This window comes from Priestia sp. YIM B13486, assembly GCF_042787865.1.
Lineage (GTDB): Bacteria > Bacillota > Bacilli > Bacillales > Bacillaceae_H > Priestia > Priestia megaterium.
The window spans coordinates 463822-487612 of the sequence record NZ_JBHZOZ010000004.1 but is presented as its reverse complement, the minus strand read 5'-3'; the positions used below and the strand labels follow the sequence as shown (position 1 = coordinate 487612).

Annotated in this window: 23 protein-coding genes and 1 other annotated feature; of the genes, 18 read left to right on the top strand and 5 right to left on the bottom strand. The window is 38.4% G+C overall.

What is annotated here, in order from left to right:
* Positions 1 to 52 precede the first annotated feature (52 nt).
* From ACFX4G_RS14410 to ACFX4G_RS14395, 4 genes are all read left to right on the top strand, one after another.
* Positions 53 to 697, top strand: a complete 645-nt coding sequence (locus tag ACFX4G_RS14410) for an SDR family oxidoreductase (RefSeq protein WP_097824328.1) — start codon at positions 53 to 55, stop codon at positions 695 to 697.
* A 129-nt stretch (positions 698 to 826) separates the two neighbouring features.
* Entirely contained in the window at positions 827 to 1006 is a 180-nt protein-coding gene (locus ACFX4G_RS14405; RefSeq protein WP_377575386.1) for a YjzC family protein, read from the top strand.
* A 114-nt stretch (positions 1007 to 1120) separates the two neighbouring features.
* Positions 1121 to 3724: an ATP-dependent chaperone ClpB gene (gene clpB, locus ACFX4G_RS14400; RefSeq protein WP_230183562.1), complete on the top strand. Its 2604-nt coding sequence runs from the start codon at positions 1121 to 1123 to the stop codon at positions 3722 to 3724.
* Positions 3725 to 3923: 199 nt separating this feature from the next.
* On the top strand, positions 3924 to 4175 hold the full coding sequence (locus tag ACFX4G_RS14395) for a hypothetical protein (protein WP_377575381.1): 252 nt from the start codon (positions 3924 to 3926) through the stop codon (positions 4173 to 4175).
* A 28-nt stretch (positions 4176 to 4203) separates the two neighbouring features.
* On the opposite strand, the gene ACFX4G_RS14390 is transcribed toward ACFX4G_RS14395, so the two are convergent.
* Complete coding sequence (locus ACFX4G_RS14390; RefSeq protein ID WP_013081740.1) at positions 4204 to 5097, bottom strand: helix-turn-helix domain-containing protein; 894 nt, start codon at positions 5095 to 5097, stop codon at positions 4204 to 4206.
* Between the two features lie 338 nt (positions 5098 to 5435).
* On the opposite strand from ACFX4G_RS14390, the gene ACFX4G_RS14385 reads away from it, so the two are divergent.
* Positions 5436 to 6614 carry a galactokinase gene (locus tag ACFX4G_RS14385; protein ID WP_097824326.1) on the top strand — a complete coding sequence of 393 codons (1179 nt, stop codon included), beginning with the start codon at positions 5436 to 5438 and terminating at the stop codon, positions 6612 to 6614.
* 30 nt (positions 6615 to 6644) lie between these two features.
* The gene (gene galT / locus ACFX4G_RS14380) at positions 6645 to 8168 is read left to right on the top strand and encodes a UDP-glucose--hexose-1-phosphate uridylyltransferase (RefSeq protein WP_097824325.1); all 1524 of its coding nucleotides are present in this window, start codon (positions 6645 to 6647) and stop codon (positions 8166 to 8168) included.
* A 42-nt stretch (positions 8169 to 8210) separates the two neighbouring features.
* Here the strand turns inward: galT and ACFX4G_RS14375 are convergent, their stop codons facing one another.
* Positions 8211 to 9095 (bottom strand): NAD(P)-dependent oxidoreductase, encoded by an 885-nt coding sequence (locus tag ACFX4G_RS14375; protein ID WP_080781641.1) that lies wholly within the window; start codon positions 9093 to 9095, stop codon positions 8211 to 8213.
* 202 nt (positions 9096 to 9297) lie between these two features.
* Positions 9298 to 9486, bottom strand: coding sequence for a YjzD family protein (locus tag ACFX4G_RS14370; protein ID WP_013055400.1), 189 nt, complete (start codon positions 9484 to 9486; stop codon positions 9298 to 9300).
* 209 nt (positions 9487 to 9695) lie between these two features.
* Here ACFX4G_RS14370 and ACFX4G_RS14365 point away from each other — a divergent pair, with 209 nt between their 5' ends.
* The 3 genes from ACFX4G_RS14365 to ACFX4G_RS14355 all read left to right on the top strand — a co-directional run bounded on the left by ACFX4G_RS14365 (position 9696) and on the right by ACFX4G_RS14355 (position 11774).
* Positions 9696 to 10436, top strand: a complete 741-nt coding sequence (locus ACFX4G_RS14365) for a hypothetical protein (RefSeq protein WP_013081744.1) — start codon at positions 9696 to 9698, stop codon at positions 10434 to 10436.
* Positions 10437 to 10617: 181 nt separating this feature from the next.
* Positions 10618 to 11502, top strand: a complete 885-nt coding sequence (locus ACFX4G_RS14360; RefSeq protein ID WP_016763037.1) for an NAD-dependent epimerase/dehydratase family protein — start codon at positions 10618 to 10620, stop codon at positions 11500 to 11502.
* A 77-nt stretch (positions 11503 to 11579) separates the two neighbouring features.
* Complete coding sequence (locus tag ACFX4G_RS14355) at positions 11580 to 11774, top strand: ComZ family protein (RefSeq protein WP_097824324.1); 195 nt, start codon at positions 11580 to 11582, stop codon at positions 11772 to 11774.
* A gap of 28 nt (positions 11775 to 11802) precedes the next feature.
* Here ACFX4G_RS14355 and ACFX4G_RS14350 read toward each other — a convergent pair whose 3' ends face one another.
* Positions 11803 to 12003 carry a hypothetical protein gene (locus ACFX4G_RS14350; protein ID WP_016763038.1) on the bottom strand — a complete coding sequence of 67 codons (201 nt, stop codon included), beginning with the start codon at positions 12001 to 12003 and terminating at the stop codon, positions 11803 to 11805.
* A gap of 256 nt (positions 12004 to 12259) precedes the next feature.
* On the opposite strand from ACFX4G_RS14350, the gene ACFX4G_RS14345 reads away from it, so the two are divergent.
* The 9 genes from ACFX4G_RS14345 (at position 12260) to ACFX4G_RS14305 (ending at position 22344) form a co-directional block, all read left to right on the top strand.
* A complete protein-coding gene (locus tag ACFX4G_RS14345) occupies positions 12260 to 13198 on the top strand; it encodes a beta-ketoacyl-ACP synthase III (RefSeq protein ID WP_013081747.1) in 939 nt (312 codons plus the stop codon).
* 39 nt (positions 13199 to 13237) lie between these two features.
* On the top strand, positions 13238 to 14479 hold the full coding sequence (gene fabF / locus ACFX4G_RS14340; RefSeq protein WP_097824323.1) for a beta-ketoacyl-ACP synthase II: 1242 nt from the start codon (positions 13238 to 13240) through the stop codon (positions 14477 to 14479).
* 106 nt (positions 14480 to 14585) lie between these two features.
* On the top strand, positions 14586 to 15359 hold the full coding sequence (locus ACFX4G_RS14335) for a DUF2268 domain-containing putative Zn-dependent protease (RefSeq protein WP_097824322.1): 774 nt from the start codon (positions 14586 to 14588) through the stop codon (positions 15357 to 15359).
* Between the two features lie 226 nt (positions 15360 to 15585).
* Positions 15586 to 16608, top strand: coding sequence for an ABC transporter ATP-binding protein (locus ACFX4G_RS14330; protein WP_377575374.1), 1023 nt, complete (start codon positions 15586 to 15588; stop codon positions 16606 to 16608).
* Positions 16608 to 17591, top strand: coding sequence for an ABC transporter ATP-binding protein (locus ACFX4G_RS14325; RefSeq protein ID WP_016763042.1), 984 nt, complete (start codon positions 16608 to 16610; stop codon positions 17589 to 17591). Before ACFX4G_RS14330 ends, ACFX4G_RS14325 begins: the two co-directional genes overlap by 1 nt.
* A gap of 43 nt (positions 17592 to 17634) precedes the next feature.
* On the top strand, positions 17635 to 19374 hold the full coding sequence (gene opp4A, locus ACFX4G_RS14320) for an oligopeptide ABC transporter substrate-binding protein (protein WP_013055409.1): 1740 nt from the start codon (positions 17635 to 17637) through the stop codon (positions 19372 to 19374).
* Positions 19375 to 19402: 28 nt separating this feature from the next.
* The gene (gene opp4B, locus ACFX4G_RS14315; RefSeq protein ID WP_013055410.1) at positions 19403 to 20368 is read left to right on the top strand and encodes an oligopeptide ABC transporter permease; all 966 of its coding nucleotides are present in this window, start codon (positions 19403 to 19405) and stop codon (positions 20366 to 20368) included.
* 11 nt (positions 20369 to 20379) lie between these two features.
* Positions 20380 to 21294 (top strand): oligopeptide ABC transporter permease, encoded by a 915-nt coding sequence (gene opp4C / locus ACFX4G_RS14310; RefSeq protein WP_013055411.1) that lies wholly within the window; start codon positions 20380 to 20382, stop codon positions 21292 to 21294.
* 300 nt (positions 21295 to 21594) lie between these two features.
* Positions 21595 to 22344, top strand: a complete 750-nt coding sequence (locus ACFX4G_RS14305) for a YjbA family protein (RefSeq protein WP_014461589.1) — start codon at positions 21595 to 21597, stop codon at positions 22342 to 22344.
* 29 nt (positions 22345 to 22373) lie between these two features.
* Here ACFX4G_RS14305 and trpS read toward each other — a convergent pair whose 3' ends face one another.
* Entirely contained in the window at positions 22374 to 23363 is a 990-nt protein-coding gene (trpS, locus tag ACFX4G_RS14300; RefSeq protein WP_097824320.1) for a tryptophan--tRNA ligase, read from the bottom strand.
* A 76-nt stretch (positions 23364 to 23439) separates the two neighbouring features.
* Positions 23440 to 23644, bottom strand: a binding site (T-box leader).
* Positions 23645 to 23791 lie beyond the last annotated feature (147 nt).

Below are 23791 nucleotides of genomic sequence, written 5' to 3'. Positions count from 1 at the left end.
TTAATTGTGGGAACACCAACTGTATACTAAACAGAACGAAAGGTGATTTATGATGAAAGTATTAGTTGTTGGAGCAAACGGAACAACGGGAAAACAAGTGGTAGAAAAAGTTGCAAACAGCAAGCAGCACGAAGCTTATGCGATGATTCGCGACGAAAAGCAAGCAGACGCGTTAAAGAAGCTGGGTGCCAACGTTGTGCTTGGTGACTTGGAGCAAGATGTTTCAGATGCTTTAAGAGGTATGGACGCTGTCATATTTGCAGCAGGGTCTGGAGGACATACGGGAGACGAAAAAACAATCGCTGTGGATCAAAACGGCGCTAAAAATATCATTGATGAAGCAAAAAATCAAGGTGTAAAGCGCTTTGTTATGTTAAGTTCAATGGGAACAGACGCACCTGAACAAGGACCAGAAGGCTTACAGCTTTACCTGCGTGCAAAAGCGATAGCGGATGAATACTTAAAACAGTCTAATCTACAGTATACAATTGTACGACCAGGAACTTTATCGAATGATCAAGCTACTGGGAAAATTGATATCAATAATGATATTGAAGATAAATCTCAGACGATTCCCCGAGCAGATGTAGCAGCCGTACTTGTAGAATGTCTAAACGAAGAAGCTACGATAGGAAAAACGTTTGAAATGCTAGCTGGAGAAACTGAAATCGAACAAGCTATCAAATTTACTCATTAATATAAAAGGGCGGATCTAAAGGTCTGCTCTTTTTCTCTGCCTAATATGAAAACATCTCCATTATGAAACAGAAATCTTAAGGGAATAGTATAGGAGAACATTTCATTTCAGGAATGAGGAGGCAGGACAATGGGACAAAATCGTCATTTCACACCGGGTCAAAAAGCTCCTAATAACGGAGTGTATATTGAAATTGGTGAAACAGGAAGTAACGTAAATAATCCTCAAAAGGTTAAATTAAAAGCAGGAGAGCGTTTTCCAGAGACGGCCAACGATGATCGCCACTGGACGTACATGCGTAAGTCTTAAATAGTAAAAAATAAAGAAGCCATTCTAAATTGAATGGCTTTACTTGTTTTCCTATTGCTGGGTATAATGAAATAAAGGTCAATAAAGGTCAAATGTATCGAAGGAGGATGTTCAATGGATATAAATAAAATGACCCAAAAATTGCAAGAAGGCGTGATGGAAGCGCAGTCCGAAGCTATTAAACGAAATCAGCAGGAAGTAGATATTGTTCATTTGCTTTATACGCTTATTCATCAGCAAGATGGTATTGCTCCTCGCATATTAGATCATTTACATATCGATCATCAATCTTTTCAGCAGCAGGTAAATCAATTGCTTGCGAAAAAACCAGCCGTTACAGGAAGTGGTGCTGAAGCAGGGAAGGTTTATATTACGAATAAACTTCAGCAGCTGTTTGTTAAAGCTCAAGAAGAAGCATCTCGTTTGCAAGATGATTACGTTTCAGTTGAGCACATCTTTTTAGCATTAGCACAGGAACCGTCTTCTAGTGAATATGGCAAGTTATTTTCAAGTCACGGTATAACAAAAAAAGCTCTGCAAGATGTGCTTACCAGCCTTCGAGGAAATCAGCGAATTACAAGTCAAAATCCCGAAGTCACATATGAAGCGTTAGCTAAATATGGAAGAGACTTAGTAGCAGAAGTACGAGCAGGCAACATTGATCCAGTCATTGGACGAGACGGAGAAATTCGCCGCGTTATCCGCATTTTATCACGAAAAACAAAAAACAATCCAGTTTTGATCGGAGAACCTGGCGTTGGTAAAACAGCGATTGTTGAAGGTCTAGCACAGCGTATTGTTCGCCGAGATGTGCCTGAAGGATTAAAAGATAAAACCATCTTTTCATTAGATATGGGAGCTTTAGTAGCAGGAGCGAAATTCAGGGGAGAATTTGAAGAGCGTTTAAAAGCTGTTCTTCAAGAAGTTAAGAAAAGCAACGGTCAAATTCTTTTATTCATTGACGAGCTTCATACAATCGTTGGAGCAGGCCGTACGGATGGAGCGATGGATGCAGGGAATATTTTAAAACCAATGCTTGCTAGAGGAGAACTTCACTGTATAGGAGCTACAACTCTTGATGAGTATCGTCAGTATATTGAAAAAGATCCAGCGCTTGAAAGACGCTTTCAACAGGTGCTGGTTGAAGAACCTTCAGTAGAAGATACAATCTCTATTTTACGTGGTTTAAAAGAACGATTTGAAATTCATCACGGGGTGAATATTCACGACCGAGCGATTGTTTCAGCAGCGGTTATGTCTGATCGGTATATCTCAGACCGCTTTTTACCTGATAAAGCAATTGATTTAATTGATGAAGCATGCGCAACTATTCGAACAGAAATTGATTCGATGCCATCAGAATTAGATGAAGTTACACGACGTGTCATGCAGCTTGAAATTGAAGAAGCGGCATTAAGTAAAGAAACAGATCAAGCAAGCATCACAAGGTTAGAGGCAATTCGAAAAGAAGTCTCTGATTTAAGAGAGCGTGCAGATACAATGAAGCTGCAGTGGGAAAAAGAAAAGCAGTCGATTCAAACGGTGCAAGATGTCCGGGAGCAGCTTGAAAAAGCGAAGCGAGACCTAGAAGAAGCTGAAGGGAAATATGATTTAAATAAAGCAGCTGAACTTCGCCACGGACGCATTCCAGCTCTTGAAAAAGAACTAAAACAGCTGGAAGAAACAGCTGCTGAAAAAGCACAAGAAAACCGTTTGTTAAGAGAAGAAGTAACAGAAGAAGAAATTGCTGAAATTGTAGGAAGATGGACGGGAATTCCGGTATCAAAACTAGTTGAAGGGGAAAGAGAAAAGCTGTTGAAGCTTGAGTCAATTTTACAGCAGCGTGTGATTGGGCAAGATGAAGCTGTATCCTTAGTGACGGATGCTGTGATTCGCGCACGGGCAGGCATTAAAGATCCGAACCGTCCGATTGGGTCATTTATTTTCCTAGGACCTACCGGAGTAGGAAAAACGGAGCTAGCCAAAACGCTGGCACATTCTTTATTTGACAGTGAAGAACAAATGGTTCGTATTGATATGTCTGAGTACATGGAAAAGCATGCGGTCTCTAGGCTTATAGGAGCGCCTCCTGGCTATGTAGGATACGAAGAAGGCGGTCAGCTAACGGAAGCGGTGAGACGCAAGCCTTATTCAGTCGTTTTGTTAGATGAAATTGAAAAAGCCCATCCCGAAGTATTTAATGTTCTCCTTCAAATACTAGATGATGGAAGAGCAACAGATTCAAAAGGAAAAGTCATTGATTTTAAAAATACAGTTATTATTATGACGTCGAATATCGGTTCTCAATTTTTATTAGACGGTTTAACAAGTGAAGGCGAGATTACTGAAAAAGCCAGAGAGCAAGTGATGGCTCAATTAAGACAGCATTTTCGTCCAGAATTCTTAAATCGAGTAGACGACACGATTTTATTCAAACCGCTAACTGTTCATGAAGTAAAAGGGATTATTGATAAGCTATTGGTTCAGCTTGAAAAGCGTTTATCCGATCGTCATATTTCGTTAACGTTAACAGAAGAAGCAAAAAATTATATTGCAGCCTCCGGATTTGATCCGGTATACGGAGCTCGCCCTTTAAAAAGGTTTATTCAAAAATATATTGAAACAAAAATTGCCAGAGAATTAATTGCAGGGCAAATTGAAGATTATAGTCAAGTGACAGTTGATGTAAAAGATGATGAGTTTGTTGTCAGCGTATAATTTTCCTAAAAAGACCATTCATGATAAATTGAATGGTCTTTTTTTGCTATTAAAAGCAGCTCTTCTTTTAAAATAAATAAAAAGAAATGAAAGAAAATACGTGAGAGCTAAGCGTAAAAACTTATTCAGTTTTAGGTTGTAGAATATATCTAATTCATTTATGATAATACAAAATGGGCAAAGGAGCATGAATGAGCACATGAAGGACCGTATAGAGCTTATATATGACGAAGCATACGATTTTATAGATCAGGCATTAACTAAAATAAGAGCGCTGGATAAAAATAATCTTCAAGCTGAAAATGAAGAAGTGCAGGAAAAGGCAGAACGGACAGAGTTTGCACTTCAAGCTGCACGAGATATTTTAGAAAATATGATTATCCCGGGTAAAAAATTGACTTTTATTTACGAAAAAGGTTCTGTGGTAGTAGAAATTCCCGATAAAAAATAAAAACGACTTCCTTTTATGGAAGTCGTTTTTATTTTGGCAATGCAAAGTGCTCATCAATGGATGCATCACTTTTTCGATACTGCCCGGGTGTCATATTGGTTGTTTTGCGAAATACTTTTGTTAAATAATTGGCATTTGCATAACCGACGTTTTCAGCAATTTCTTCGATTGAGTACTTGGTTTGATGCAATAGCTCGGCCGCTTTTTGAATGCGAAGCTTCGTTAAATATTGAATCGGCGTAATCCCAGTTGTTTGTTTGAATAACCGGCTAAAATGATAGCGAGATAAATGAGCTGCATCTGCCATTTCATCCGGACCGATTTCTTCATGATAATGATTACGGGCAAATAAAATAGAGCTAATGATACTTTCAGGCCAATCTTCTGTAAAACTGTCCATGCTTTTAATATATTGGTACAGCTCCATTACAAAGCGGTAAGATAAGCTTGAAGCATGAAATGGATCTGCTATATGTTTTTCACTTGCCCGCTTATATATTTGAGCAAGCAGCTGAACAGGTGCTGATTCAGGATGAAACCGTATTACAGGGGAGTGGGTTGACTGAATATAATCCCAGCATTTTTGTACTTCATCTCCGTATAATGTAAGAAAAATAAACTCCCAGTTTTCACTTTCCTTTGGTAAGTAATAACGATAATTTCCAGGTATATTGACGATGAATGCTTTCCCAGCATCCACTTTATATTCTTGTCCATCTATTTCAATCATTCCGTACCCAGAAACCGTGTATTGAAAAATATATTTCCCGACGTCTTTTCGCTGATTTCCGCTCCAGTTATAAAGGGGGGAGAAAACTTCATCCCACCCAACAGACCATAGCTGCGCAACTTCATTTGTGCGGGATTCTAAAAACCTGTATGCGTACGTTGAATATTCTTGAGCTTGGAAATGTGAGAGCAAATTTTCACCTTCTTTTTGAAATAAAGTAGTACTTAATTCTTACTTTAACGTAATCGCTTTCATTTTTCTATAATTTTTTGAAAATATCGTGATTATTTTTAGGGAATGTCTCTAAATCTATTATTTTCTTATCATTTGCAAGTCAAGGCTCATATAAAGATAACACCTTTTTGGCGCAAGAGTAGTTCATTGTCAATTCAAAAGAATCATTTTTAAAGGGATAAGCAAAAAAGTACCGATTATCGATAGTAATTTTACCATTGAGGCAAGGAAAATTGGACTTTACAATGTACATATGAATCCGTTTCCAAAAAACTACTTAAAATAGGTGATAATAAATGCTGGGAAAATTAATCGAAGAGTTCAAACAAATATTTCATTCGTCAAAAGCTATTCGCTGCTTTTTTGCGCCAGGGCGTGTCAATTTAATTGGAGAACATACTGATTATAATGGAGGGCATGTTTTTCCTTGTTCATTGAGTATAGGAACGTATGCGGTAGTACAAAAACGTCATGATCAAAAAATACGTATGTACTCAAAAAACTTCTCCGAAGCAGGCGTTATTGAATCCTCTTTAGAGCAATTAACGTACAAAACCGAAGATGATTGGGCTAATTATCCAAAAGGAGTAATGGATACCTTTAAAAAGCACGGATATGACCTTCCTTTTGGATTTGATATCTTGTTTTTCGGCAACATTCCTAACGGAGCAGGACTTTCATCGTCGGCATCAATTGAGTTAGTCACATGCGTACTTTTAAATAAAATTCTTGAATTGAATATTGATATGATGGACCTTGTAAAAATGGCGCAGCAAGCTGAGAATGAATTTATCGGCGTAAGCTGCGGGATTATGGATCAATTTGCAATTGGAATGGGAAAAGAAAATCAAGCCGTATTGTTAAACTGTCAAACTCTTGAATACCAGTATAGCCCGCTGCAGTTAACAGATGCTGTGCTCGTTATTTCTAACACAAATAAGCGAAGAGGGCTGGCAGATTCAAAATATAATGAGCGCCGCATGGAGTGTGAAAGAGCGCTGGCAGATTTACAAACGTCACTTTCCATTAATTCGCTTGGTGATTTAACCAAAGAACAATTTGAAAAGCATAAATTTTTGATACAAAACGAAGTAGATTGTAAGCGCGCTAAACATGCGGTATATGAAAATGAACGCACAAAAGAAGCGGTTGCTAAATTGCAAAACGGTGATTTAGAAGGGTTTGGTCAATTGATGAATGAATCGCACTGCTCACTGCGAGATGACTATGAAGTAAGCGGGAAAGAACTAGATGCTCTTGTAGAAGCAGCTTGGTTGCAAGAAGGTGTGATTGGATCACGCATGACAGGTGCAGGCTTTGGGGGCTGTACAATCAGTATCGTACAAAAAGCACAGGTTGATAGGTTTATTGAGGAAGTAAAAGACGCCTACTATAAGAAAACAAGTTTAGAAGCTGAATTTTATGTGGTTACGGTTGGAGAAGGAGCGCGTGAACTCACATTAGAAGCAGTATAAGAGAAAACAGATAGAGAAAGGAACGAGTGTATGTCAGTCAACATTCATGAAGAAATCACCCGACTTATTCAATATGGTTTACAAAAGAATCTATTAACAAAATGGGATATAGATGTGGTGAGAAATAAACTGCTGGAAGTGTTAAAGCTCGACGAATGTATTATAGTAGAAGTCGAAGAAGAATGTCTGGAACATCCAGCTGCTATTTTAGACAACATGCTTGATTGGGCTGCAGAAAACAATCGAATCGCTGAGAATTCTATCACGTATAGAGATTTATTCGATACCAAAATAATGGGATGCTTTGCAAGCATGCCTTCAGAGGTTAATCGGACATTTTATGATCACTATCAGCAAAGCCCCCAAAAAGCCACAAGCTATTATTATAAGCTGTCAAAAGACATTCACTATATTCGCAGAGATCGAATTGCTAAAAACGAAAGATGGGTAACAAAAACTGACTTTGGAGAACTTGAAATTACTATCAACTTATCCAAGCCGGAAAAAGATCCAAAAGCAATTGCAGCAAGCAAATCATTGAAGGAAAGCAACTATCCGCTGTGTCTTCTATGTAAAGAAAATGCTGGTTATGCAGGTCGTATTAACCACCCAGCTCGTCAAAATCACCGGATTATTCCTGTGGAATTGCAGGAAGAGCTGTGGTACATGCAGTTTTCACCTTATGTTTATTATAATGAACATGCCATTGTTTTTGCGAGTGAACATACACCCATGCATATTTCAAAGCAAACGTTTAAGCGGCTGCTTGCCTTCGTTGAACAATTTCCACATTATTTTCTAGGATCAAATGCAGATTTACCCATCGTAGGAGGATCTATTTTAACTCATGACCACTTTCAAGGCGGCTATCATGATTTTCCTATGGCTAAAGCAAAAATAAATAAATTGTTCTCTCTTAAAGCATATCCAAACGTGAAAGCTGGAATTGTTCATTGGCCGATGTCGGTCGTTCGTCTTCAAAGTTCGCACCTTGCACCATTAGTAGAAGCAGCGGATTTCATTTTGAAGAAATGGAAATCATATAGTGATCAAAGTGCTGATATTTTAGCTTTTACAGATCAAACTCCTCACAACACGGTCACGCCTATTGCTAGGAAAAGAGGGGATTTGTACGAATTAGATTTAGTACTGCGAAACAATCGAACAAACGGCAAACATCCAGATGGCATTTATCATCCGCATGCAGAAGTTCATCATATTAAAAAAGAGAACATAGGTTTAATCGAAGTAATGGGGCTTGCGGTTTTACCCGGTCGTTTGAAAGACGAAATGAGTCTAGTGGCCGAAGGGTTAGTTCAGAATAACCTGAGCGAGTTAGCCAGCAGACATGATCAAGTGCAAAAACACGTAAAGTGGGCGGAACAAATCAAGAAAAAATATCCACATATTGAAGAGCAAAATGTCCAAAGTATTCTCCAACAAGAGCTCGGTTTGGTCTTTGCAACTATTTTAGAACATGCAGGTGTGTTTAAACAAAACACTGAAGGGCAGCTCGCATTCAGTCGTTTTATGAATTCGTTAAATGAAGCGTAAATCATTAATAAAAACAGGCAGCTCGTAATGAGCTGCCTGTTTTTATACAGTTAGGGCATGCTGTTTTAAAAGGGTGTACAGAGCCTGTGTTCCTTTACTATCATCGCCTTGTTTTTCGAGCTGTTCATAAAGCGATTTTGCTAACTTTAGCCCTGGTGTATACAGCTCCATTTCTTCAGCTGACTCAATGGCAATTTTCATATCTTTAATAAAGTGTTTAATATAAAAACCTGGTTCGAAGTCTCCTTTAATCATGCGAGGAGCTAAATTGCTTAACGACCAGCTTCCAGCTGCTCCTGTTTCAATACTTTTTAAAACGGTGTTTGGATCTAACCCAGCTCTTTCAGCATAGAGTATCGCTTCACACACACCCATCATATTAGAGGCAATAGCAATTTGATTGCACATTTTTGTATGTTGACCAGCACCAGCACTTCCTTGAAGAACGATATTTGTTCCCATTTTTTCAAGAATAGGCGTAACGGCAGAGAATGCTTCAGAATCGCCTCCTACCATAATCGCTAACGTTGCTTTCTGAGCCCCAATGTCCCCTCCTGAAACAGGAGCGTCAAGCGCATGAATGTGCTTCTCTTTTGCTGCTTGATAAATCTCACGAGCAAGTATAGGGCTTGATGTCGTCATATCAATTGTATAGCAGCCTTTCTTTGCATTATGTATAATGCCTTCTTTACCTAAATAAATCTCTTTTACATCGTGAGGATAGCCTACCATGGTGATAATAACATCAGATTGTTCGGCCACTTCTTGAACGGTTTCTTTCCAGTTGGCCCCTTTTTCAAGTAGTGCTTGAGCACGAGTTTTTGTTCGCGTATAAACAAGGACTTCATATCCTGCGTCAATTAAATGCCCAGCCATGCTTTGACCCATAACGCCTGTTCCGATAAAACCAATTTTTTCTTTAGTCACAGCAGTATTCACTCCTAAAATTAATAGTTTGATTATTCTAAAATTATATAGTTAAAGGTTGGGATAATCAATGATTATGAATGTATATAAATGTAAAAAACAGCTTCAGTCATTTGTTTTGAATACGAGTTAACGAAAGAAATTGCTGAGAAGAGCTTATGCCAAAAGATAAAAAAAGCGCTGGCTTTACAGCCAACACTTTTTAGTGATGATTATTTGCTGGTTTATTCGGTACACCCAGTTCTCCAATCAAAATTACAACTAGCGTGAAAACTACTCCAAGGATGGAAGCGGTTGCGAAACTGTAAGTACCGCCCGTCATTGCAGAGATTACGTACACTGCCATATTCATTAGTAAAAAGCCCCAAACAAAAGCCATTACGACACGCATTCTATTCACCTCGTTTACAGTACAGTTTGATTTCATTTTAGCATATAGCAGTCAAATAAGAAATTGAATTTTTTATGAATAAATAAGGGGCGTGTTCCCATGCAGAAACAAAAGAGCAATAAGTCAGAAATAGGCATTATTCTAGTGCGCTTTTTGATGGTTCTATCATACACTGTATGGAACAACTAGTAAGTTACGGAGGAAGAGCTATGATACATCGACGCTTTTTTAGCTTAGATACGCAATGGAATGTCGTACATGTCCCTGAACGACCGAATGGTTTCGGTGTGTTAGTATTGGGTGATAAAGATCATTTTGTTGAAAGTTCAACTAGCTTATGGATTCAGCACGGCGGAAGGTCACAGCTGTTGCAATGTTTACAAGATGAAGGATACACAGTATTTTATTCCAATTTATATGGCCGGCATTGGGGGTCTCCTGAAGCATATCACCTTGCAAAACAACTTTATCATTTAGTAATGAAACAAGAAATTTTAAATAAACGAATTCATATTTTAGCTGAAGGAATGGGGGCTCTGTTAGCGCTGCAGCTAATGGAAAATGACGGGAATACGTTCGTTCGATCAGCTGGTTTACTAAATCCATGTATTGATCTTCATACGCATGCAGAACATGAAAAAAACAATAAATTCTTTTATAAACAATTTACGAAGGACTTGACTCAAGCTTATAAAGTGGAGCGGAAGCAAGTATCAAAGTTAATTAAGGAGTACCCTTCTGTTACAGAATTAAAATCAACGCTGCCCGTGAAGATATGGACGGCGCCTAATGCCTCTACTCATTATCCAATTGCACACAGTAAAAAATATGAACTACATCGTGAAGAACTTCACTCTCCGATTATGCTTTCACTTTATTTACCGGAAAAAAACTATTTGTTTGAACGGTCCCTTCTCCAATTTTATAAACAGCATGAAAAAGTGTTATAAGCAAAGCTTCTATGATTATACATATCATAGGGGCTTTTTGTATAAGAGATAAAATGAAAAAAGAGTTCATGATGCTTTTACAGATGAACCTCTTTGAAATAAGGAATGAGTGCCCTCTATAACTATAGGGATTTAAGCTTTTTGTTGAATAAATGATGAATGAAGAATTGGAGGAAGCGATATGGGAAATGTAGTAGTAATAGGGGCAAACCGCTTTATTGGTTTTCATTTATGTATGGCTTTTTTAGACGAAGGTACAGAAGTAAAAGGGTATACACATTCTGCTCATAAAGAAGAAGATGATTTGCAGGAAGAGATGAAATTTTTCTTAGGGCGAAACGCTAATTATGCATCGACTGAAGTTGGAGAGTCATTAGATATGATTACCTCAGAAACGGATGTTGTCTACTTTACGTATTTCGATGGAGGAGATTTTTATCATCCTGATTTTTTAAGACAAGAAATGCAAAAAGCACAGCAAGTGCTCATTCAAGCGCTTAACAAATGCCGTCAATTCAACATTCGATTTGTGTTTGTTTCTACCATGCGCGTATTTGGAGACCAGCAGCGAAAAATTGAAGAAACAACGATTCCAGAACCGGACAGTAGTGAAGGAAGGCTATACGTTCATTTTGAGCGAATGATAGAGAAATATAAAGATGATGGATGGCCCATTATAATTGTCAGAACGCCGACTCTTTACGGACCTTGGCAGCCTTTGTCAATGTGCTATTCCAAAAATATTGCCGGGTACGAAGAGGCTTTTGACATTATGGAAGGCACGGATTTTATTATTTATATTGAAGATGCCGTCAGTGCACTTAGACGCTGTAAAACTGCTGCATATTCATATGAAGTCGTTCATTTAGTTGAAGAAAAGTTACAGCCTTGGAGCGCAGGAGCAAACATTACTCATATGGAGGTGAAGGAAGAAGCGGCTCAAGAAAAATATGAAATCAGCAGGAAAGCGAAAGAACTGCTGCATTTTTCTTCAAAAGTAACGGCTAAAGAAGGCATTTATCTGCAAAAAAAACATATGAGAACATTCTTTTTACCTCTTCATTAAAAGGAGAAAGTTGTACTTATAGAATAGATTCGCTAATATAAGGAGGAATAAATGTTTTTAATAAAGGAGATTTCACTATGGAAGAGCAAAATATGCAATTCATGCAAATTGCAATGAAGTACTTGCCAGAAGCAAAACAGATCTTAGATGAAACAGGCGTTGAGTTATCAATGGAACACGTACAGCCGGTATTGACATTACTAACAAAAGTAATGAACGATGCCTATAAGCTTGGCAAGCAAGATGCATTAGCTGAAAATGAAAACAACTAAAGAAAACAGCTCGGTAGAATCCGAGCTGTTATTTTTGTTTGGAAAATAAATCGACTAAAGGGGCAAACTGTTTAAGAAGAGGAGCTAGTTCTTCGACGGCGAGTACAATTTCATCGATTTGTTTAAATAATCGTTCCCACTCCTCTCGCTCTCTTTCTTCTTTTGATTTTCTGCGCCCAGCTCCAAACATAAAATCAGAAAAACCTTCATTTCTTTGTCTTCTTGCCATGATACTCATTCCTTTCACTATTTTAATGGTGGGTAAGTTCTTACCTAATGTCCCATACTAGAGTAAGAGGGTCCCGTATCATTACTATATGTAGCATGATAGATACCTGAGTAGGACGAACACCTATATAGACAAAAAATAAAAAATGAAGTAAAATTAGTACCAACTCATAATAATTGATTATATAATCGATAAATGAAATGACGGATATAGGTTTTATAGGAATATAAGCCTTTTATTTAAAGGAGAGGTTGATATGAACGCTGGTGTTCTAGGAATTGGACGTTATGTACCAGAGAAAGTTGTAACAAATTTAGATCTTGAAAAAGTAATGGATACATCAGATGAGTGGATTCGTACGCGCACAGGTATTCAAGAGCGCCGAATTGCAGCCGATAACGAGGACACATCTGATTTAGCTTATAAAGCAGCAGTTGAAGCTTTACATAAAGCTAACGTCGAGGCAGAAGATATTGACATGATCATTGTTGCTACGGTAACGCCAGATCAACCGTTTCCTACAGTATCATGTATGCTACAAGAAAAATTGGGAGCAAAAAAAGCAGCTTCTTACGATGTGAGTGCCGCATGTGCAGGGTTTATGTACGGCATGATTACAGCTAAGCAATTTATTGAAACCAATGCTTACAAGCATATATTAGTGGTCGGTGTAGAAAAGCTTTCTAAGATTACAGATTGGGACGACCGTAACACGGCTGTTTTATTCGGAGACGGAGCAGGTGCAGTTGTAATGGGACCTGTATCAGAAGGACGAGGTATTTTATCCTTTGAACTAGGGTCCGACGGTACGGGAGGCAAGCACTTGTATCAAAACGAGCTTGATCATATTGTCATGAACGGACGTGAAGTATTTAAGTTTGCTGTTCGACAAATGGGGGAATCTGCTGTTAATGTAATTGAAAAAGCAGGTTTAACAAAAGAGGATGTTGATTTTCTCGTACCTCATCAAGCGAATATTCGTATTATGGAAGCTGCAAGACAGCGATTAGACTTGCCTGAAGAAAAAATGTCTAAAACAATCCAGTACTACGGCAATACATCAGCAGCATCGATTCCAATTTCAATTGTTCATGAGCTTGAAGCAGGGAAAATTCAAGATGATGATTTAATTGTAATGGTTGGCTTCGGAGGCGGCTTAACATGGGGAGCTATTGCTATTAGATGGGGAAAATAACACTACATTTTTAAAGCAACTGAAGGAGATGAATGTACGATGAATAAAAAACGTGTAGTTGTAACAGGACTTGGTGGGCTTACACCAATTGGAAATGACGTAGAAACAGCTTGGAAAAACGCAGTAGCAGGCGTGTCTGGCGTTGGTCCTTTAACAAGACTAGATGCAGATGAATTCCCGGCTAAAGTAGCGGCTGAAGTAAAAGATTTTAACGTGGAAGATTTTATTGACCGCAAAGAGGCTCGTAAGATGGATCGCTTTACTCAATATGCAATGGTAGCTGCATTGGCGGCTGTTAAAGATGCGGATTTGACTATTACAGAAGAAATTGCTCCAAACGTCGGCGTTTGGATTGGTTCTGGAATTGGCGGTATGGAAACGTTTGAAAACCAATATTCAACGTTATTAGAAAAAGGTGCCCGCCGCGTAAGTCCATTCTTCATTCCGATGATGATTCCTGATATGGCAACAGGACAAGTTTCTATTGCTTTGGGGGCCAAAGGCGTGAACTCTTGTACGGTAACGGCATGTGCAACAGGTACAAACTCTATTGGTGATGCGTTTAAAGTCATTCAACGCGGAGATGCAGACGTGATGGTGACGGGCGGTACGGAAGCGCCAATCACGCGTTTATCTATTGCTGGTTTCTGTGCGAATAAAGCACTTTCTACAAATCCAGATCCTGCAACAGCATCTCGTCCGTTTGATAAAGACCGCGACGGCTTCGTTATGGGAGAAGGTGCGGGTGTTATTGTGCTTGAAGAGCTTGAACATGCACTAGCGCGCGGCGCACGTATTTATGCTGAAATTGTGGGCTATGGTTCAACAGGAGATGCTCACCATATCACAGCGCCAGCTCCAGGAGGAGAAGGCGGCGTTCGTGCAATGCGTCATGCCATTGAAGATGCAGGCCTACAGCCAAGTGATATTGATTACATCAATGCTCACGGTACAAGTACAGGATACAATGATAAATTTGAAACAATGGCTATTAAAGAAGTATTTGGCGACCACGCTCAAAAAGTAGCAATTAGTTCAACAAAGTCAATGACTGGACACTTGTTAGGAGCTGCTGGCGGAGTAGAAGCTATTTTTAGTGTGAAGGCAATTCAAGACGGTATTCTTCCTCCAACAATTAACTATCAAACACCTGATGAAGAGTGTGATTTAGACTACATTCCAAACAAAGCGCGTAAGCAAGAAGTAAAAGCGGTGCTAAGCAACTCACTTGGATTTGGCGGTCACAATGCAACAATCATCTTTAAAAAATACGAAGTATAATGAAAAATTCTAGGCTGATGCCTAGAATTTTTTTTATTTTTAATAACCAAAAGAGTAGCTGTGAACATATCATGAAACAAAAGGAAGAAGAAAGTGAGGGGAAAACATGCCGATTGTTTCAACTTCTACTTGGACGGAGCCGAAAGAAATAAGCCGTTATCTTGCGCGCTATTTTAAGAAATTAAAAGAAAAAGAATATATGGAATTACTTTTTAACTATGGAATGTGTCCGCCTTCTTTAATGTTTATAAAAGAATTAGAAGAAATGAAGAAAAGACAGGTTTGGAAGAAAGTTAAAGCACATTATGAGAAGCTTAAAAAAGCATGGAATGGGCCCGATGTAGCGGTGCTAGTGCTTCCAAGCAATCCTAGAAATCGAAAAATGCAGCGTGAATTTAATGGAAGAGCAGGTGTCGCTTTTACTGATAAATTATTTGTGTTTATGACAAGTCATACATCCGATGAAGAAATGTTAGCGGTGCTTACCCATGAATACCATCACGTTTGCAGGCTAAAAGCCATTAATAAATCTGATGAAACGATTACTTTGTTAGACGCTATGATGATGGAAGGGTTAGCTGAAAGAGCTGTAGAGGAGTATTGTGGTAAAAAATATTTAGCTCCGTGGACAAATTATTATAACATTGAAGAAGCTAAAAAAATGTGGGAAAAGCATGTTAAACCTTATTACAATCTCCGCGCCGACGAAAAGAAATATGATCAACTGTTATTCGGCCAAAATTGGTATCCAGAAATGATGGGCTACAATATTGGTTATCACCTTGTTACTTCATGTATGAAGCCTCACACTTTAACTACTACCGAGCTGCTTCCTCTTAGCACCAATACTATCTTAAAAAAATCTGCGTTCCAACTGTAAAAAAACAAGTTCTATATACCTAAAATTAAAAATAGTAAATTTTATCCTATTTCCAACAAAAAATTAGGAGGTTTATGCGTTAAAGTGCCGAAGAGATATTCAGAAATCATTATTTTAAAAATAAAAAATATAATTAATTTTCAAAATATATTGATTTTGTAATGAAATTGTAATAATATCTTATTCAAATATAACAATTTTTAGAAAAATGAGGTGTGCACTATAAATGGATAAAAAGCCCGTCGAATCAACACCTTTACTAGAAGTTAAAAATTTACAAGCTGCTTTTTCCATTAATGATTCCTGGCATAATGCTGTGGACGACGTGTCGTTTCAAGTCGGACGAAAGCGAATTATAGGGGTTGTAGGAGAATCTGGCTGTGGAAAAAGCGTATTGTCTTTATCCGTCATTGGGCTATTACCTAAAGTAAATAGTCAAATTAGAAGCGGAAGCGTTTTATTTAACGGAAAGAATCTTACGCACTTATCAGAAGATGAGATGAATGATGTTCGGGGGAAAGACATCTCCATGATTTTCCAAGAACCTATGACATCCCTTAATCCTGTGTTAACCATTGGGTATCAGCTGCAGGAAGTATTGTTTAACCATATGAATATATCGAAAGCGGAAGCGCGTGAAAAAAGCATTGCGCTTTTAAAAAGCGTTGGTATTTCGAGATCCGAAAAGCTCATCGATGAATATCCGCATCAGCTGTCAGGAGGAATGAGGCAGCGTGTCATGATTGCCATGGCGGTAGCTTGTCAGCCTAAACTTTTAATTGCTGATGAGCCGACAACGGCCCTAGATGTTACGGTTCAAGCTCAAATTTTAGAATTGCTAAAAGAAATTCAAGAAAGCAATGATATGTCTATTATTATGATTACACATGATTTAGGAGTAGTTGCTGAGATGTGTGATGAAGTGATTGTCATGTATGGCGGAAAAATTGTGGAGCATACAGATGTTGATACGTTATTTTATGAACCAAAACATCCGTACACGAAAGCGCTTCTTCACTCAATTCCACGCATGGAAGATGATGTAGAAGTATTAAATACGATCAAAGGAATTGTGCCTTCTCTTGTAAACATGCCGCGGACAGGCTGTCGTTTCGTTAACCGATGTCCTCATGCAATGGAAGACTGCAGTTCCGTTACGCCTGTTCTTCGCCAGGATTCACAGGGGCATGATGTCGCATGTCTGCTGTATAAAAATAGCTATCCGTCAAAAGGAGTGAAGACAAGCTAATGACTAAAGCAGTGAAAGATGTATTGCTAGAAGTTCAGCATTTAAAAACCTACTATCCTATTCACGGCGGATTTTTCCGAAAGAAAATTGGTGATGTAAAAGCAGTTGACGGTATTTCTTTTGCTATTCGAAAAGGAGAAACGCTCGGTCTAGTAGGAGAATCTGGCTGTGGAAAATCCACGGCAGGAAGAACAATTCTAAGACTGTTGGAACCAACTAGCGGAAAAATTATTTTCGATGGTAAAGATATCACAGAAGCAAAAGGAACTTCTCTCCGTAAAATTAGACAAGATTTTCAAATGGTTTTTCAAGATCCCTATGCTTCCCTCAATCCAATGCAAATGGTTGGAGATGTTATTTCTGAACCAATTCGGAATTTTACAGGAAAATCAACCAATCAATTAAAATCAGAAGTTATGAATCTACTTACAAAAGTAGGGTTACCGGAAGATGCATACTATAAATATCCTCACGAATTTTCCGGTGGACAGCGTCAGCGGATTGGAATTGCACGTGCACTTGCACTTCGTCCAAAACTTATTATTGCTGATGAACCGGTATCGGCACTCGACGTTTCTGTCCAATCACAAGTTTTAAACCTTCTAAAAGAACTTCAACAAGAATTCGACCTAACCTTTTTATTTATTGCCCATGATTTGAGTGTTGTTAAACATATGAGTGACCGTATCGGTGTTATGTACCTAGGCGGTTTAGTGGAAATTGCTGATAAGAAAAGTCTGTACGCAGAGCCATTGCACCCTTATACGCAAGCGCTTGTATCGGCTATACCTGAACCAGATCCGCGAAAGAAAAAACAGCGTATTATTTTACAGGGAGATGTGCCAAGTCCAATTGATCCGCCAAAAGGCTGTGCGTTTCATCCTCGCTGTATACATGCAATGGCGGAGTGCAGCCAAACGAAACCTGCCTTAAAGGAGGTGAGACCTGGCCATCAAGTAGCTTGCCATTTATATAACTCGTAAAAGCTACATACGAACAGATTATTAGTTAAATAGGGGGAACGTCATGATGAAAAAGAAATCGTTTTTATCACTTGTTTCCATTTTGCTTGTGCTATCGCTTTTTCTAGCGGCATGCAGCGGTGGAAGCAGCTCTTCATCTTCTAGTAATAAAGAAGGCGGAGAAACAAAAACTGAAGGTGCAAAAACAGACAAGCCAAAAGATGGCGGAACGATTACGTATGGGATTGACGGAGCGCCGGAAGGGCTTTTTGAGTACGCATTGTATGGTAGTGCATATGATAGCCAAATATTGGAATTTATCAATGAAGGTCTCTTTACTTATGATAAGAAATTAAAAATTAAATCTGACTTAGCTACTTGGGACGTGAGTGGTGATAAACTAACTTACACGTTTAAATTAAAAAAGGGGATTAAGTGGCATAACGGAGATCCATTAACTGCAGATGATTTTAAATATACGTATGAAACGATTGCCGATAAAGACTATACAGGTCCACGCTATGTAAACGTTGAGCACATTAAAGGCGCTCAAGAATATCACGACGGCAAAGCGGATTCTATTTCCGGAGTTGAAGTAGTAGATCCACAAACATTTAAAGTAACGTTTAAAGAAGTTCGTGTAAATAACTTAGACAATCTATGGCCGTATCCAATGCCGAAAAAGTATTACGAAGGAATTGCTGTAAAAGATCTTGCAGAGTCCAAACAAGTTCGTAAAGAGCCTATTGGTGTTGGACCGTTTAAAGTGAAAAAAGTAGTAGCAAGTGAATATGTCCAAATGGAACGTAATGATGATTATTGGAAAGGTAAACCTCACCTTGATGGTGTTGTTGTAAAAGTACTGGATCCATCTGTTTCCGCCGGAGCATTAAAAAAAGGCGATGTCGACATTATGGATGTTCGCCCAGCTGATCTAGGGCAAGTTGAAAAAGCAGAAAACTTAGACTTTTTAGAAGGGAAATCAACTAGTTATTCGTATATTGGTCTACGATTTGGACATCGTGATCAAAAAGCTGGTAAAAACGTAGATGATTACGAAAAGTTCAAAGATCTAAAACTTCGTCAAGCATTGCTTTATGCAATAGATAGAAAAGCAATGGTAAAAGCATTTATGAACGACAAAGCGGTTGTTTCTAACACAGTTATTCCGTCTGTATTCTGGATTGCTGCTGACCAAAAAGATTTAACAAAGTACAAGTATAGTCCTGAAAAAGCTAAAAAATTATTAGCTGAAGCTGGTTATAAAGACAAGAATAATGACGGTTTTGTAGAAGATCCAAACGGAAAACCATTTACGATTTCATTCGGTCACTATGCTGGTCCAGCCAACTTCGAGGGTCGTGCGAAGGCTATTATGCAAGCATGGAATGATATTGGTATTAAAACAAAATTAGCAACGGGTTCACTTGTTGAATTTAACTTGTACAATGAAATGAAAGATAACGACGATAAGGCGTTAGAAGCATTCTTTGGTTCTTGGGACACTGGTTCCGATCCAGATCCTACAGGATTATGGAGCTCTGATGCTGAATGGAACTATGGCCGTTGGGTAAATAAGGAATCTGATGAAATGCTTAAAGACGGTTTGAGTGAAAAATCATTTGATGATAAATACCGTAAAGATGTATATGTAAAATGGCAAAAATTCTTTAATGAGCAGCTGCCAGCACTTCCTTTATGGGAAAATATCAATATTTATGCTGTGAATAAGCGTGTGAAAAACGTAACTCTAGATCCATCAACGGTAGTTGTAGATCCGGAGAAATGGTCTGTAACGGAATAAGTATTTTACATGTAAAGGAGAGTCAACGATGCTGCAATACTCACTAAGACGTATTTTAGGGATGATTCCAATGCTGATTCTGATCTCCTTTGTTGTGTTTTCCCTGGCAAAAATGATGCCAGGGGACCCTTTTGGGGGAGAAATCAACCCTAGTAATACAGATCCAAAATACATTGAGGAAATGCGTGATAAGCTAGGATATAACGATCCTATCTACGTTCAATATTGGAACTGGGTAAAGGGAGTGGCACAAGGAGATTTAGGAAAGTCAACAACTCATAAGTTACCGACATTAGATATTATTTTAGAGCGTATGCCTAATACTATCTTTTTAGCTTTGACTTCGCTTTTGATTACGTATGTGTTTGCATTTATTTTAGGTATGTATGCAGGAAGAAAACCGTATACCTTAGCAGATAACTTTATTGCAGGATATAATTACTTTGCATTAGCGGTTCCATCGTTTATCGCAGGGATCGTAGGCATTTATTTATTTTCCTTTCAGTTAGGTTGGTTTCCGTTTAGCGGTTCTGTTGAAGTAGGATTGAAAGAGGGATCATGGGAATTTATTCAAAGTAGAATTCATCACGTTATATTACCCGCGCTGATTCTTGGCTTGATGTCAACCGCGCAGTATACCCAGTTTTTGCGCAATGATATTATTGAAAACAGTCGCAAAGATTTTGTGCGCACTGCTAGAGCAAAAGGGACAAAAGAATCTAAAATTTATAATGTTCATATCTTACGCAACTCAATGATTCCGCTTATTACGTTTTTAGGATTTGATCTTGTAACAATCATTAGCGGTTCTATCATTACAGAGACGATCTTTACGTATCCAGGAATTGGAAAATTGTTTGTTGACTCTGTAGCAACTCGTGACTACTCAGTTATGATGTCGCTTACAATGTTGTTTTCAATATTAACACTGGTTGGGAATCTGGTTGCTGATTTGTTATACGGCGTAGCAGATCCGCGTATTCGTTTGGATTAGGAGGAGAAAGTATGGAAATTGTAACGAAAAAAGATGTACAGCCAGAAGTGAATATGAAAGCTCCTAAAAACCTTTCTCCATGGGCGATTGCGCGAAAGAAGTTTGTTAAAAATAAACTAGCCATGATAAGTTTAGCTTTCATGATTGTGATTACGCTTCTTGCCATTTTTGCACCGCTGCTTACAAAAGCAGATATTACACGTATCGACTATATGGCGATGAATGCAGCGCCTTCTAGTGAGCATTGGTTTGGAACGGATACAAATGGACGAGACGTATTTGCACGTACATTGTATGGAGGAAGAACTTCGTTACTGATTGGAGTTGCTTGTACAACACTCGTTATTTTAATCGGAACTCTTATTGGTTCGATTGCGGGTTATTACGGAGGCAAAGTGGATCAATTCTTAATGCGTTTTACAGACTTTGTATTAAACTTTCCGCTAATTGTTTTCGTTGTAGTGTTAAATACAATCCTAATTGGAAAGATCTCAGGCGTTTGGACGCTCATCCTAGTTGTTAGTTTCTTAAGCTGGGGAAGTACGGCCCGGCTGGTTCGAAGCAAAATCTTGGCTGAAAAAGAAAATGAATATGTGCTTTCAGCCGTTTCGATTGGGTGCAGCCCGTTTAAAATCATCTTTAAACATTTGCTGCCAAATGTGTTTTCAACAATTGTGGTTCAAGCCAGTTTGCAGATGGCGATCCTTATTGTGTTTGAGTCAGCGATTAGCTTTATCGGTTTTGGCGTGCCGGCTGATACGCCAAGCTGGGGGAATATGCTGACAGAAGCAAGGGAATCAGATGTGCTGCAGAATAAGCCTTGGATGTGGGTTCCGCCAGGTTTAGCTATTACCTTTACAATCCTAGCTATCAACTTCATTGGTGAAGGATTAAAAGATGCTTTGAATCCCAAATCTCTTCGTTAAAAATCTATCACAAAAGTGTGATAGATTTTTTTAGGTTTGTCAGACCTCCTGACAAACCTATTACTATAGAAGAAACTCGGATTTTTTTCTGCTTATAGGGGTGGATATAGCTCATGAAGCCTTTAGCAATCATTAGCACTGGCGTTATATCTGAGCTTCGAAACAAGTGCATTTGAATAATAGCCAAAAACGAAGGCATTTTACAATTAATTTTTAGAAAAATAACATCATTTGGAATAAAAATTCCTTTCTCTGCCTATACTGATGGATAACAAACAGATAGTAAGTGAGGGGTAAATTATGCTATATCTTCATGATGTATGGGTTAATTGGTTTGAAGGCGAAGAAAACGGTTATAATGTGTGTCATTTCCATGAGTGGAGAAAAGACGATTGTGTAGAACTGCTCGATCAAGCACCGTTATTAAAAGTAAATCCGCTTTTATTTCATTACATTGAAAATGATCTTTCCGAGCTACCTCAACAACTACTACAAGATGTCTATCAGAAAGCATACATTCGGAAAAATCATGAACGCACGCAGGTTGAATATTGTTTTATTGTTACAGATGGAACGAATATTTTAGCAATTGATACGATGGGATATCATATTCCGATTCGAAAAAGCCGCTTAATTCCAAGACAGGAACAGTTAGTCTATGAGATGATTGCGGATCAAGAAGAGCTAGAATATAAGTTCAGTGAAGACGAGCTGAATAAAAAAGAGCATCATATTCTTTCGCCGTCTCCTGAAACGATGAGAGGACTAACACGTAAAGAACGTCAGCTAAAACAGCTGTTATTTATGGCACTTGATCAGCTACATACAACAAAAAATACTGCTCAAATCCGCTACTGGTACACAGAGTGGAATCCAACGAAGTACGAAGACATTCAAGAGATGCCGTTTCAAGACGTATGGAATCAGCTATACGATGAAACGAAGTCAGGGTGGTCACCGAAGCATAAATTATTATGCGAGCGCTTAGTAAAAGGACAACCTTTCTTTGAAAAACTTTGGGAAATTGAACAAGAGCCAAAAGTTAATTAAAAAAAACGACTGCATAGCAGTCGTTTTTTTTAACGTTTACGGCCAATTCCCATTGCGTTTCGCATTTTGCGAAGCATTTTATTAGCCGTTGCATTTGCTTTATCGGCACCTTGATCTAAAATATCATCTAGCTCGCTAGAATCAACTAATTCATAATATCTTTCTTGAATTGGAGCGAGTGCTTCAGCTACCACTTTGGCTGTGTCAGCTTTAAAGTCACCATAACCTTTGCCTTCGTACATCGCTTCAATGTCTTCGATCGATTTATTGGCTAGGATTGAATAAATACTTAATAAGTTTGAAATACCTGGCTTATTTTCTTTATCGTAGCGAACAATACCTTCTGAATCCGTTACGGCACTTTTGATTTTCTTTTCAATTGTTTTAGCGTCATCTAAAAGCGTAATGAAAGCTTTTTGGTTTGGATCGGACTTGCTCATTTTTTTCGTAGGATCTTGAAGAGACATGACGCGTGCGCCCACTTTTGGAATACGTACTTCAGGGATAGTGAAGATATCATTGTATTTTTTGTTAAAGCGCTCAGCTAAGTCACGCGTTAATTCTAAATGCTGCTTTTGATCTTCACCAACTGGAACCAAATCGGTGTTGTATAAAAGAATATCCGCTGCCATTAATGGAGGATAAGTTAGTAATCCTGCTGATACTGCTTCTTTTCCAGCGGACTTATCTTTAAACTGAGTCATACGTTCAAGTTCACCGATATACGCTACGCACTGTAACATCCATCCTGCTTCTGTGTGGGCAGGCACTTCCGATTGAATAAATAAAGTCGATTTTGCTGGATCAATTCCTACCGCTACATACAGAGCAGCAAGGCCTCGAATGTTTTTACGAAGTGCTAAACGATCTTGAGGCGTTGTAATTGCATGCTGATCTACAATACAAAAATGACAGTTATAGTCATGTTGAAGTTCAACAAATTGCTTCATCGCTCCAATGTAGTTACCTAAAGTGATTGTACCGCTTGGTTGAATACCTGAAAAAATTGTTTTCATCAAATCTTCCTTTCATCTGCACATATATGATGCTAATTTACGGATACAACATAAAAAGGCCCATCCGCTCCTAGCATAAGCTAGGGGCGAATGGACCGCGTTGCCACCCTAATTAGCACACATAATTGTGAACTATCTTTATTCATGTAACGTTGAGGTCAACGTTCAAGCTTTGCACTTGAAAGCTCCAAAGTCCATTCTGCAGGTTTCAATGTTTGTTCTCACCAGCCACAAACTCTCTAAAAATGAAAATTCTGCATACTACTCTTTTTCACAGCTTTAATTATATAGTTATTCGTTATTATAACGCGAAAAAGCAGGAATTTAAACATCTTATCGCTAAAAAGTTTTATAAGACAATTTACTGGAATTTTTCAGCGGCAAAAAAAGACAAGAACCTTTTAATTAAAGCATTTCTTAATGAAAATTTG

Excerpts from the sequence above, each read along its gene's own strand:
- ACFX4G_RS14410 (WP_097824328.1), top strand. The coding sequence starts at position 53 with ATGAAAGTATTAGTTGTTGGAGCAAACGGAACAACGGGAAAACAAGTG.
- ACFX4G_RS14405 (WP_377575386.1), top strand. The coding sequence starts at position 827 with ATGGGACAAAATCGTCATTTCACACCGGGTCAAAAAGCTCCTAATAAC.
- clpB (WP_230183562.1), top strand. The coding sequence starts at position 1,121 with ATGGATATAAATAAAATGACCCAAAAATTGCAAGAAGGCGTGATGGAA.
- ACFX4G_RS14395 (WP_377575381.1), top strand. The coding sequence starts at position 3,924 with ATGAAGGACCGTATAGAGCTTATATATGACGAAGCATACGATTTTATA.
- ACFX4G_RS14385 (WP_097824326.1), top strand. The coding sequence starts at position 5,436 with ATGCTGGGAAAATTAATCGAAGAGTTCAAACAAATATTTCATTCGTCA.
- galT (WP_097824325.1), top strand. The coding sequence starts at position 6,645 with ATGTCAGTCAACATTCATGAAGAAATCACCCGACTTATTCAATATGGT.
- ACFX4G_RS14370 (WP_013055400.1), bottom strand. The coding sequence starts at position 9,486 with ATGCGTGTCGTAATGGCTTTTGTTTGGGGCTTTTTACTAATGAATATG.
- ACFX4G_RS14365 (WP_013081744.1), top strand. The coding sequence starts at position 9,696 with ATGATACATCGACGCTTTTTTAGCTTAGATACGCAATGGAATGTCGTA.
- ACFX4G_RS14360 (WP_016763037.1), top strand. The coding sequence starts at position 10,618 with ATGGGAAATGTAGTAGTAATAGGGGCAAACCGCTTTATTGGTTTTCAT.
- ACFX4G_RS14355 (WP_097824324.1), top strand. The coding sequence starts at position 11,580 with ATGGAAGAGCAAAATATGCAATTCATGCAAATTGCAATGAAGTACTTG.
- ACFX4G_RS14350 (WP_016763038.1), bottom strand. The coding sequence starts at position 12,003 with ATGGCAAGAAGACAAAGAAATGAAGGTTTTTCTGATTTTATGTTTGGA.
- ACFX4G_RS14345 (WP_013081747.1), top strand. The coding sequence starts at position 12,260 with ATGAACGCTGGTGTTCTAGGAATTGGACGTTATGTACCAGAGAAAGTT.
- fabF (WP_097824323.1), top strand. The coding sequence starts at position 13,238 with ATGAATAAAAAACGTGTAGTTGTAACAGGACTTGGTGGGCTTACACCA.
- ACFX4G_RS14335 (WP_097824322.1), top strand. The coding sequence starts at position 14,586 with ATGCCGATTGTTTCAACTTCTACTTGGACGGAGCCGAAAGAAATAAGC.
- ACFX4G_RS14330 (WP_377575374.1), top strand. The coding sequence starts at position 15,586 with ATGGATAAAAAGCCCGTCGAATCAACACCTTTACTAGAAGTTAAAAAT.
- ACFX4G_RS14325 (WP_016763042.1), top strand. The coding sequence starts at position 16,608 with ATGACTAAAGCAGTGAAAGATGTATTGCTAGAAGTTCAGCATTTAAAA.
- opp4A (WP_013055409.1), top strand. The coding sequence starts at position 17,635 with ATGATGAAAAAGAAATCGTTTTTATCACTTGTTTCCATTTTGCTTGTG.
- opp4B (WP_013055410.1), top strand. The coding sequence starts at position 19,403 with ATGCTGCAATACTCACTAAGACGTATTTTAGGGATGATTCCAATGCTG.
- opp4C (WP_013055411.1), top strand. The coding sequence starts at position 20,380 with ATGGAAATTGTAACGAAAAAAGATGTACAGCCAGAAGTGAATATGAAA.
- ACFX4G_RS14305 (WP_014461589.1), top strand. The coding sequence starts at position 21,595 with ATGCTATATCTTCATGATGTATGGGTTAATTGGTTTGAAGGCGAAGAA.